This window comes from Streptomyces sp. NPDC001153, from assembly GCF_053598315.1.
Genome location: NZ_JBSFJZ010000015.1, coordinates 195,639 through 206,149, shown reverse-complemented (window position 1 = coordinate 206,149; position 10,511 = coordinate 195,639). Strand labels below are relative to the sequence as shown.

At 72.8% G+C, this 10,511-nt stretch carries 9 protein-coding genes; 6 read left to right on the top strand and 3 right to left on the bottom strand.

Annotated elements, in window-relative coordinates:
* Positions 1-139: 139 nt before the first annotated feature.
* Together ACWDEN_RS19520 and ACWDEN_RS19515 are read right to left on the bottom strand one after the other, a co-directional pair.
* Positions 140-1,051, bottom strand: coding sequence for a carbohydrate kinase family protein (locus tag ACWDEN_RS19520; RefSeq protein ID WP_351619092.1), 912 nt, complete (start codon positions 1,049-1,051; stop codon positions 140-142).
* Entirely contained in the window at positions 1,048-2,178 is a 1,131-nt protein-coding gene (locus ACWDEN_RS19515; RefSeq protein ID WP_450859743.1) for a LacI family DNA-binding transcriptional regulator, read from the bottom strand. Before ACWDEN_RS19515 ends, ACWDEN_RS19520 begins: the two co-directional genes overlap by 4 nt.
* Positions 2,179-2,425: 247 nt before the next feature.
* On the opposite strand from ACWDEN_RS19515, the gene ACWDEN_RS19510 reads away from it, so the two are divergent.
* A complete protein-coding gene (locus ACWDEN_RS19510; protein WP_351619096.1) occupies positions 2,426-2,854 on the top strand; it encodes a Rieske (2Fe-2S) protein in 429 nt (142 codons plus the stop codon).
* Positions 2,855-3,463: 609 nt separating this feature from the next.
* Here the strand turns inward: ACWDEN_RS19510 and ACWDEN_RS19505 are convergent.
* Positions 3,464-4,441: a hypothetical protein gene (locus ACWDEN_RS19505; RefSeq protein WP_351619098.1), complete on the bottom strand. Its 978-nt coding sequence runs from the start codon at positions 4,439-4,441 to the stop codon at positions 3,464-3,466.
* A gap of 283 nt (positions 4,442-4,724) precedes the next feature.
* Here ACWDEN_RS19505 and ACWDEN_RS19500 point away from each other — a divergent pair, with 283 nt between their 5' ends.
* The 5 genes from ACWDEN_RS19500 to whiA all read left to right on the top strand — a co-directional run bounded on the left by ACWDEN_RS19500 (position 4,725) and on the right by whiA (position 10,348).
* Positions 4,725-5,099, top strand: a complete 375-nt coding sequence (locus ACWDEN_RS19500; protein WP_351619101.1) for a hypothetical protein — start codon at positions 4,725-4,727, stop codon at positions 5,097-5,099.
* A 68-nt stretch (positions 5,100-5,167) separates the two neighbouring features.
* Complete coding sequence (uvrC, locus tag ACWDEN_RS19495) at positions 5,168-7,264, top strand: excinuclease ABC subunit UvrC (RefSeq protein WP_450859742.1); 2,097 nt, start codon at positions 5,168-5,170, stop codon at positions 7,262-7,264.
* Complete coding sequence (gene rapZ / locus ACWDEN_RS19490; RefSeq protein WP_351619106.1) at positions 7,261-8,280, top strand: RNase adapter RapZ; 1,020 nt, start codon at positions 7,261-7,263, stop codon at positions 8,278-8,280. The genes uvrC and rapZ overlap by 4 nt, the downstream gene beginning before the upstream one ends.
* Entirely contained in the window at positions 8,277-9,368 is a 1,092-nt protein-coding gene (locus tag ACWDEN_RS19485) for a gluconeogenesis factor YvcK family protein (RefSeq protein ID WP_450859741.1), read from the top strand. Before rapZ ends, ACWDEN_RS19485 begins: the two co-directional genes overlap by 4 nt.
* Positions 9,359-10,348, top strand: coding sequence for a DNA-binding protein WhiA (gene whiA, locus ACWDEN_RS19480; RefSeq protein ID WP_030583311.1), 990 nt, complete (start codon positions 9,359-9,361; stop codon positions 10,346-10,348). The genes ACWDEN_RS19485 and whiA overlap by 10 nt, the downstream gene beginning before the upstream one ends.
* The last annotated feature ends 163 nt before the right edge of the window (positions 10,349-10,511 follow it).

Here is a 10,511-nt window from a genome sequence, read left to right as displayed (position 1 = left end):
CCCGCGGGAACTCCCCGCGGGGCGCCGCTCGTTCCACCATCAGCCACCCCGGCTCCGAGGCACGCCAGGTCCCCGTGTCACGGTCCGGGCCGCACCTTGACAACAGCAGAGAGGAAAACAGCACAGAGAAGAGGGCCGCTCACAGATCACCGAGCTCGGCCGAGTACGGCGGCTCGGCCCCCGCCCGTGAGCAGGTGACCGCAGCCGCGCGTGCCGCGAAGCACAGCAGCCGCCTCCAGCCCTCCGTCCCGAGGGCGGCGAGCGCTTCCTCCGACAGCGCGTCCAGGGCGGAAAGCCCATGCAGCAGAGCCGCGTTGACCGTGTCACCGGCGCCGATGGTGTCCACCACGGCGACCTTCTCACCCGGCACGGAATACTCGGCGCCGTCCCGGGTGAACGCGGTCAGCCCGTCCCCGCCCCGGGTCACCACCACGGCCGCCGGTCCCGCGGCCAGCCACTCGCGCGGTGTGCCGCCCAGCCACTCGGCGTCCTCCGCGGACAGCTTCAGCAGCGTCACCGAGGGCAGCCAGCTCTTGAAACGCGCCCGGTAGGCGTCCGCGTCCGGGATCAGTCCCGCCCGGATGTTGGGGTCGAGCGCGGTGAACAGCCCCCGCCCGGCCGCCGTGCGCATCAGCTCCTCATAGGCGCTCGCCCCCGGTTCCAGGACGAGTGAGCAGGTACCGAAGGACACCGCGCGGGTACCTTCGGGCAGCGCGGCGGGCGCGGTGAACAGGCGGTCGGCGGTGCCGTCCACATAGAAGGAATATGCGGCGGAGCCGCCGCCGTCGATCGTGGCCACCGCCAGCGTCGTCGGCTCCGTCCCGCGCTGTACGCCCGACACGTCCACCCCAGCGCGCCGCAGCCCGTCCAGCAGGGCTTCGCCGAAGGCGTCGTGTGACGTCCGGGAGCAGAAAGCGGTGCGGGAACCGAGCCGGCCAAGGGCCACGGCGGTGTTGTACGGGCCGCCGCCGAGCGCCGGCTTCAGGGTCGCGAGGGCGCCGGAGCCCTGCGGTACCAGGTCGATCAGTGCCTCACCGGCGACGACGATCACGAGGCGGTTCCCTTCTCCGACGGCGTTGACGATGTGGTGTGACCGGGCTCCTCGGACCCCCCCGGCTCCTCCGGGCACCCGCAGGACGTGCGATGGACGAACGCGCACGGCAGCCGCACTGTGCGGGTCGGCCGACGCGGCTCGTCCAGACGGTCCAGGAGCACCTGGACGGCCCGCGCACCCAACTCCCTGCTGGGCTGGGCGATGGCGGTGAGCCGGGGCGAGAACAGATCGGCCCAGGCGAAGTCGTCGAAGCAGCACAGGGCCAGGTCGTCCGGGACGGACAGACCGTGCCGGCGCAGAGCGCGCAGGGCGCCGATGGTCATCGCGTTGTTGGCGGTGACGAGTGCCGTGGGCGGTTCGGGGAGGGCGAGCAGGGCGGCCGTGGCCTGCTCGGCACCCGAGGCCTCGGAGTTGCCGGACACGAGGAGCCGTTCACCGAGGTCCAGTCCGGCGGCGTTGAGGCCGTCGTGGTAGCCGGAGACACGGTCGCTGGTGGTGCTGAGCCCCGGCAGGCCCGCGACCAGGCCGATCCTGTGGTGGCCCAGCCCGGCGAGATGGGTGACCAGGCGGGCGGTCGGCCCGGCGCCGTCGGCGCAGACCTGGTCGTACCAGGGCGCCTCCTGGTCGGGGGCGGCGCCTGCTCCAGCACCCACCGCGGATCCGTCCGTCGGGTCCGCGTCGATCACCCGGTCCAGGAACACGGTCGGCACGGCATGGCGGCGGAGATAGCCGACCAGTTCCTGAGGACGCGCGGAGGGGGCGACGATGAGGCCGTCCACGCGGCGCTCATGCAGGAGCTGCACGACCTTGCGCTCGTGCCCGGGGTCGTCGTGCGGGTCCGCGATGAGCAGGCTGTAGCCCGCCCTGAGGGCGGCGGCTTCGACGCCCTGGAGGATCTCTGTGAAGTACGGGTTGCTGATCGCCGACACCGCGAGCCCGATGGAGCGTGTGCGGGACGTCACCAGGGACCGCGCCAGGGTGTTGGGGGTGTAGCCGAGCGCGTCGATTGCGTCGAGCACGGCCTGGCGGGTGTGCGGCAGCACCGGGCGGGTGCCGTTCAGCACATGGGACACGGTCGCCACGGAGACTCCGGCGCTCCGCGCGACGTCCGCCATCGTGGGCATCGCCTCTCCCTCCCGAACCGACCGAGCGCAGTCCTTCCGGCCGGGACCGTATCCCATGGACCGCCCCTGCGTAAACGCTTGCGCAAGCGTTTACGCACCCTTCTCGCCCCGGCCCTCCCCAGGTGTCCCCTCGCTCCTCACTGTCAACGCCAGGCAGCCATCCCCGCAGTCACCGCCCCCGCTCCGGGGGCGGCCCCTGTGCCCGGGTATCGTCGCCCTCCACACCCCTTGAGCAGTGGAGTTCCCGATGCCCGCCCGACCGTCCGCGAGCCGTCGTACCGTCCTTCGAGGGGCCGCCGTGGCCCCGGTCGCCGGGCTCGGCCTGGCCGCGTGCTCGGCGCCGGGCCAGGGCGGCTCGGTCGCGGCCACCCCGACCGCTCCGGTGGACCTCGGTGCCGAGAGCGAGGTCTCGAAGGGCGGAGCCAAGCTCTACCGGGACCACAACGTGGTCGTCAGCCGCGACGGGAGCGGCGCGCTGAAGGCCTACAGCACGATCTGCACGCACGCGGGGTGCCCCATCAACAAGCTCCAGGGGACGACCTTGATCTGCCCCTGCCACGGCAGCCAGTTCGACGCCGTGACAGGCAAGGTGGTCCAGTCACCGGCCACCGAGCCCCTGGCCGAGCTCCCGGTCAAGACCAAGAACGGCAGGATCGTCGCCGGCCCGGGCGCCTGAACGGACAGCCGCGCCGGCACCCCGGGTGCCTGAACGGGGTGTACGGCCGCACAGCATCGCCGGCACCGCCGCGCGCGCCCTCATGCCGCGGCGCAACCGTGCTGCCACGCCGCTGCACGGGGCAGCCGCCTTCCAGCCGGCCCGCGGCCCTGTCCCCTCTCTCCTGTCCCCGGCATCGGCCCCCTGCCTCCGGTCTCCAGCCATGGTCCTGGGCGCCGCCGTGGTCCCCGGCCGTCGGCACCGGCCCAGCTCTCGATCCCATCCCCGGTCGCCGCGTGCCGCGGCTGCCTGCCTCGGGTCCGCCGAGCCGCTGGCCCTGGTCCGTTCCTGGTCGCCGCGTGCCGCGGCTGCCTGCCTCGGGCCCGCCGAGCCCCTGGCCCTGATCCGTCCCCGGTCGCCGCCTGTCCCGGCTGCCTGTTCCGGCCGCGTGCCTCGAGGCCCGCCGAGCCCCCCGAGCCCTGGTCCCCTGCCGCCCCCTGGTCCCCAGCCCTCCACCTGCTGCCCCGGCCCAGCCGTCGGCCCGCGAGCCCGGCCCCGTCGCCCGTGCGACGCCTTCCCGCCGCCTCGACGTCAAGGGCCCCCACGCCCGTGCGATGTCTCCCCACCGACTCACCTCAACGGACCCACGCCCGAGGCGATTTCACCCCACTCCCAGGCGATGCCGACGATGCCCGGGCGGATTCGCGGTTCGACCACGTGGACGCAGTGGTGGGGGCCGGTGACCGGCAGGTCGTGGCGGCCGCTGCGGGGAGCCGCCGTCGAGTGCTGGGTGAAGCGATGGCAGCGCGCCGGCAGCGCGGCCGCGTCGAACCGCACCTGGAGGGCGTACTGGCCGCCAGGGAAGCCGAAGCGGTGGAGGTACTCGCGGCAGGGCCCGGCCGTGCCGTCCTCGATGCCGTACCGGAAGAGGAAGGTGTCGCCGGCGCGCAGCCGGGTGTCGAAGAGCAGCTCCGCGGCCAGCACGCCGGTGCCCTGGTCCCAGCGGACGCGTCCCGTGCGGCAGTTCTCCAGCGCCCGCACCCTGATGTCGTGCGGGCGGCAACCCCGGTCGCCGTGGTGCACGGCGACGAAGCGGTCGACGCCGTCGCGGTGGGCCCGCACGATGTGGTGGGCCTCGCGGCCCGCCAGTTCGCGCCGGGCGCCGATGCGGACGCATTCGTGGTGGCCCAGGGTGTGCAGCCCGCCGTCCAGGGTCCAGCCGAGCTCGGCCCGGAGCCGGTCCAGGACGTCCGAGGCCTCGATCAGGGAGCGGTAGGAGCGCCCGGCCGGCCGGCCGGGCGTCGCGCACCCGTCGGTCTCGGCGAGCAGCCGGATCAGTGACTCGTCCGGCAGCTGGAGGATCTCCTCCAGTGCCCGTACGGCCCGCAGCGACTCCGGGCGCTGGGGGCGGCGGGCTCCCTGCTGCCAGTAACTCAGGCTGGTGACGCCGACCTTCACCCCGTGCCGGGACAGATGGTGCTGGACGCGCTGGAGCGGCAGCCCGCGTGCGGCGATCGCGGCGCGCAGCGCCACATGGAAGGGGCCGCCCCGCAGGGCCGTGTCCAGTTCCGCGGTGGGGAGGTGCGCGTGCTCTGTGGCATGCCGCATGCCGGGGCGCCTTTCTGTGAGGTGTCGCTACGGCTGGTCAGGCCGCCTGCGCCGGTGTACGGGGCCCACCCCCCTGGGCGTCGTGGACGCCCCTGGCTGCGCACGCCGCGCCGGTACGGGTGCGTGCACGGCCCCGAGTTCCCCCGCATTGAAGCGTGTTGACCAGACCCCGACAACACCTCGAACCCGCCATGGCCACCCCCGGGCGGGCCGCGGCCCTACGCCGGGGTCTCCGGCCACAGACGTCACGCCCGTCCGAGCCGGCCGATGGGAAGATCGACGCGTGACGGAGACCTGGACCTTCGACGGTGATCGCACGGCCGTGACGGGGGAGGAGGCGGTCGCCGTGCTGCGGCGGCGGATCGCCGAGGGCTGTCCGGAAACCTGGCTGACCGGCTCCGCCGGGCGCCTGCTGTCCGTGGTGAGCAACACCGGACGCGCCCTGGTAATGCTTCTCGAGGGGGAGGGCGACCCGGGCGCCCACGCCGTCTCCGCGGGTTCCGGAGGGGTGAGCGGGGGTTTCCGGCCGGCGAACGGGCAGTGCGACACGTACGCCGACGAGGACACCGTGCCGCTCGACGAGGCGTTCCGGATCGTCCGGCACGTGATCGGTACGGGCCTGCCGCCGACGGACACGCGATGGGCTGTGGACAGGTGAGCGGCACGGGCGGGGGCGTTGTCCACAGGCCCGACGCGGTGTCGGTGCTCGCCAGTAGGGTGTGAGACATGGCCGATCCCTCCAGCTACCGCCCCAGGCCGGGTGAGATCCCGGACTCCCCCGGGGTGTACAGGTTCCGTGACGAGCACCGCCGGGTGATCTACGTCGGAAAGGCGAAAAGCCTGCGCCAGCGCCTGGCGAACTACTTCCAGGACCTGGCGAACCTGCACCCGCGCACCCGGACGATGGTGACCACCGCCGCGTCCGTCGAGTGGACCGTGGTGTCCACGGAGGTCGAGGCCCTCCAGCTGGAGTACTCCTGGATCAAGGAGTACGACCCCCGGTTCAACGTCAAGTACCGCGACGACAAGAGCTACCCGTACCTCGCGGTGACGATGAACGAGGAGTTCCCGCGCGTGCAGGTGATGCGCGGTCACAAGAAGAAGGGCGTCCGGTACTTCGGGCCGTACGCGCACGCGTGGGCCATCCGGGACACCGTCGACCTGCTGCTGCGCGTGTTCCCGGTGCGCACCTGCTCGGCCGGCGTGTTCAAGAACGCCGCCCGCACCGGCCGCCCCTGCCTGCTCGGCTACATCGACAAGTGCTCCGCCCCCTGCGTCGGCCGGATCAGCCCCGAGGACCACCGGGAGCTGGCCGAGGAGTTCTGCGACTTCATGGCCGGCCGCACCGGCGCCTACCTCCGCCGTCTGGAGAAGCAGATGATGGAGGCGGCCGAGGAGATGGAGTACGAGCGGGCGGCGCGGCTGCGCGACGACATCGAGGCCCTGAGGAAGGCCATGGAGAAGAACGCCGTCGTGCTCGCCGACGCGACGGACGCCGACCTCATCGCCGTCGCCGAGGACGAGCTGGAGGCGGCCGTGCAGATCTTCCATGTGCGCGGCGGCCGGGTGCGCGGCCAGCGCGGCTGGGTGACCGACAAGGTCGAGGAGATCACCACCGGCGCGCTGGTCGAGCACGCCCTGCAGCAGCTCTACGGCGAGGAGACCGGGGACGCCGTCCCCAAGGAGGTCCTGGTCCCGGCGCTTCCCGAGCTGGTCGAGCCGGTCCAGGAGTGGCTGACCGTCCGCCGCGGGGCGAACGTGTCGCTGCGCATCCCGCAGCGCGGCGACAAGAAGGCGCTCATGGAGACAGTGCAGCGCAACGCCCAGCAGGCGCTCGCCCTGCACAAGACCAAGCGCGCCTCCGACCTGACCACGCGCTCGCGCGCCCTGGAGGAGATCGCCGAGGCCCTCGGTCTGGACAGTGCCCCGCTGCGCATCGAGTGCTACGACATCTCGCATCTCCAGGGGGACGATGTGGTCGCCTCCATGGTCGTCTTCGAGGACGGCCTGCAGCGCAAGAGCGAGTACCGCCGCTTCCAGATCAAGGGCTTCGCCGGTCAGGACGACGTCCGCTCCATGCACGAGGTGATCACCCGCCGCTTCAGGCGGTACCTCGCGGAGAAGGAGAAGACGGGGGAGTGGACCGACGGCTCCGGCCCCGAGGACGCCCTCACCGACGGCGACGGCACGCTCACCGGCACGGACGAGATCACCAACGCGCTCAAGGACGACGACGGCCGTCCGAAGAAGTTCGCCTATCCGCCGCAGCTCGTCGTGGTCGACGGAGGGCAGCCCCAGGTCGCCGCGGCCCGGCGCGCCCTGGACGAGCTGGGCATCGACGACATCGCCGTCTGTGGCCTCGCCAAGCGCCTGGAGGAGGTCTGGCTGCCCGGCGACGACGACCCGGTGGTCCTGCCCCGCACCAGCGAGGGCCTCTATCTGCTCCAGCGTGTCCGTGACGAGGCCCACCGGTTCGCGATCACCTACCAGCGCACCAAGCGCGCCAAACGCTTCCGGGCCGGCCCCCTGGACGACGTCCCCGGCCTCGGCGAGACACGCAAACAGGCGCTCATCAAGCATTTCGGCTCGGTGAAAAGGCTGCGGTCCGCCACAATCGAACAGATCCAGGAGGTGCCCGGGATAGGCCGGAAGACGGCCGAGACCATCGCCGCGGCCCTCGCCCAGGCGGCTCCGGCCGCACCCGCCGTGAACACGGCGACTGGAGAGATCATTGATGACGAGGAACCCGATACGACGGCGGGTTCCTCGGGGGAGCCCGTAACCGCGGGCCTCCCGGACGAACGACGGGGGCAGGAGAGATGACGGAGCACGACGCACAGCCCACAGCACAGCGGGACCGGGCTCGCAAGGAAGCGGGGCAGGACCAGCCGCGACCCGCGGCGGGCGAGCAGCCCGCTGCCCAGGAAAACGGAGCACAGGTGAGCACGGACGGTACGCCGGCCGCAGGCCAGGAGGCGGCCATCCCCGAGCTGGTGATCATCTCCGGGATGTCCGGAGCGGGACGGTCGACGGCGGCGAAGTGTCTGGAGGATCTCGGCTGGTTCGTCGTGGACAACCTCCCGCCCGCCCTCATCCCCACCATGGTGGAGCTGGGCGCCCGCTCACAGGGCAACGTGGCGCGGATCGCGGTCGTCGTGGACGTGCGCGGCCGGCGCTTCTTCGACAATCTGCGCGAATCCCTCGCCGACCTCGACACCCGGGGCGTCACCCGGCGGATCGTCTTCCTCGAGTCCTCCGACGAGGCCCTGGTGCGCCGCTTCGAGTCGGTGCGCCGTCCGCACCCGCTGCAGGGCGACGGCCGCATCGTGGACGGCATCGCCGCCGAGCGCGAGCTGCTGCGCGAGCTGCGCGGCGACGCCGACCTGGTGATCGACACCTCCAGCCTGAACGTGCACGAGCTGCGTGCCAAGATGGACGCCCAGTTCGCCGGCGAGGAGGAGCCCGAGCTGCGGGCCACCGTGATGTCCTTCGGCTTCAAGTACGGCCTCCCGGTCGACGCCGACCTGGTCGCGGACATGCGGTTCCTGCCCAACCCGCACTGGGTGCCGGAGCTGCGCCCGTTCACCGGCCTGAACGAGGAGGTGTCGGCGTACGTCTTCAACCAGCCCGGCGCGAAGGAGTTCCTCGACCGGTACGCCGAACTGCTGCGGCTCATCGCCGCCGGCTACCGGCGCGAGGGCAAGCGGTATGTGACCATCGCCATCGGCTGTACGGGCGGCAAGCACCGCTCGGTGGCGGTGTCGGAGAAGCTCGCCGCGCGCCTCGCGGCCGAGGGTGTGGAGACGGTGGTCGTACACCGGGACATGGGACGGGAATGACGGAACGTACACGGCGGCTCGGCAGGCTGCGCCGGATGGTGCCGGAGGGGCGCTCCGGCCGGGCCACGGCCGAGGGGACGGCCCGCCCCGCAGAGGCCCGCGGCGGCCGGCCCCGCCGCCGGGGCGCTCAGCCCAAGGTGGTCGCGCTCGGCGGCGGCATGGGCCTGTCCGCCTCGCTCGCCGCGCTGCGCCGGATCACCGGCGACCTCACCGCCGTCGTCACCGTGGCCGACGACGGCGGCTCCAGCGGCCGGCTGCGCGACGAGCTGGGCGTGCTGCCGCCCGGCGACCTCCGCAAGGCGCTGGCCGCGCTGTGCGGCGACGACGAGTGGGGCCAGACCTGGGCCCGGGTCATCCAGCACCGCTTCCAGTCCAAGGGCGATCTGCACGAGCACGCGGTCGGCAATCTGCTGATCGTCGCCCTGTGGGAGCAGCTCGGCGACCATGTCCAGGCCCTGGACCTGGTCGGCAAGCTGCTCGGCGCGCACGGCCGGGTGCTGCCCATGTCCGCCGTACCGCTGGAGCTGCAGGCCCTGGTCAAGGGGCACGACCCGGAGCGCCCGGAGGACGTGGACACCGTGCGCGGGCAGGCGAACGTCGCCCTCACGCCCGGCGAGGTCCAGTCGGTGCACCTGGTGCCGCACGACCCGCCGGCGGTGCCCGAGGCCGTGGCGGCGGTGCTGGACGCGGACTGGGTGGTCCTCGGTCCCGGCTCCTGGTTCTCCTCGGTGATCCCGCACCTGCTCGTCCCCGAGCTGCTGGACGCCCTGACCGAGACCAAGGCGCGCAAGGTGCTGTCGCTGAACCTCGCCCCGCAGCCGGGAGAAACCGAGGGCTTCTCCCCGCAGCGTCATTTGGAGGTTTTGGGGCGACACGCCCCTAAACTCGCCCTGGACGTGGTGCTGGCCGACGAGGCCGCCGTGCCCGACCGCGACTCGCTCACCGAGGCCGCCAAACGGCTGGGAGCCGCGATCGAGCTGGCGCCGGTGGCCCGGACCGACGGAACACCCCGGCACGACCCGGAGCTGTTGGCCGCCGCGTACGACCGTATTTTTCGGATGCATGGAAGGATCGGCCCATGGCGATGACGGCAGCGGTGAAGGACGAGATCTCCCGGCTCCCCGTCACCCGGACCTGCTGCAGGAAGGCGGAGGTCTCCGCCATTCTGCGGTTCGCCGGCGGCCTTCACCTGGTGAGCGGGCGCATCGTGATCGAGGCGGAGCTGGACACCGCGATGGCGGCCCGCCGTCTCAAGCGGGACATCCTGGAGATCTTCGGCCACAGCTCCGAGCTGATCGTGATGGCGCCCGGCGGGCTGCGCCGCGGCTCGCGCTACGTCGTACGGGTCGTCGCGGGCGGTGACCAGCTGGCCCGCCAGACCGGCCTGGTCGACGGCCGGGGCCGGCCGATCCGCGGGCTGCCCCCGCAGGTGGTCTCCGGGGCCACCTGTGACGCCGAGGCGGCCTGGCGCGGGGCCTTCCTGGCGCACGGTTCGCTGACCGAGCCCGGCCGCTCCTCCTCCCTGGAGGTGACCTGCCCGGGCCCGGAGGCCGCGCTCGCGCTGGTCGGAGCCGCCCGCCGGCTGTCGATCGCCGCGAAGGCCCGGGAGGTGCGGGGCGTGGACCGGGTGGTCGTCCGCGACGGCGACGCGATCGGTGCGCTGCTGACCCGGCTCGGCGCGCACGAGTCGGTGCTGGCCTGGGAGGAGCGGCGGATGCGCCGCGAGGTGCGGGCCACGGCCAACCGGCTCGCCAACTTCGACGACGCCAACCTGCGCCGTTCGGCCCGGGCCGCCGTGGCCGCGGGTGCGCGGGTGCAGCGGGCCCTGGAGATCCTGGGCGACGAGGTCCCCGAGCACCTCGCCGCCGCCGGACGCCTGCGCATGGAGCACAAGCAGGCCTCGCTGGAGGAGCTGGGCGCGCTCGCCGACCCGCCGCTGACGAAGGACGCGGTCGCGGGCCGTATCCGCCGCCTGCTGGCCATGGCCGACAAGCGCGCCGCCGACCTGGGTATCCCGGGCACGGAGGCCAACCTCTCCGAGGAGCTGGCGGACAACCTGGCCGGCTGACCAGCCGGGCCAACAGGCCGGTGCCGAGGACCAGTTGGGGTTTCGGCATCGGCCTTCGCGTACCCGGCGAACCTTCATTTGCGTGGCCGTTAAGCGCTCTTGACTCGATCTCCGACTGACATGAGCCTGGCAACCTGTTCGCCGCTGTGGCGGACCACCGCTA

Coding starts and splice junctions, on each gene's coding strand:
- ACWDEN_RS19515 (WP_450859743.1), bottom strand. CDS start 2,178: ATGCCCACGATGGCGGACGTCGCGCGGAGCGCCGGAGTCTCCGTGGCG.
- ACWDEN_RS19510 (WP_351619096.1), top strand. CDS start 2,426: ATGCCCGCCCGACCGTCCGCGAGCCGTCGTACCGTCCTTCGAGGGGCC.
- ACWDEN_RS19505 (WP_351619098.1), bottom strand. CDS start 4,441: ATGCGGCATGCCACAGAGCACGCGCACCTCCCCACCGCGGAACTGGAC.
- uvrC (WP_450859742.1), top strand. CDS start 5,168: ATGGCCGATCCCTCCAGCTACCGCCCCAGGCCGGGTGAGATCCCGGAC.
- rapZ (WP_351619106.1), top strand. CDS start 7,261: ATGACGGAGCACGACGCACAGCCCACAGCACAGCGGGACCGGGCTCGC.
- ACWDEN_RS19485 (WP_450859741.1), top strand. CDS start 8,277: ATGACGGAACGTACACGGCGGCTCGGCAGGCTGCGCCGGATGGTGCCG.
- whiA (WP_030583311.1), top strand. CDS start 9,359: ATGGCGATGACGGCAGCGGTGAAGGACGAGATCTCCCGGCTCCCCGTC.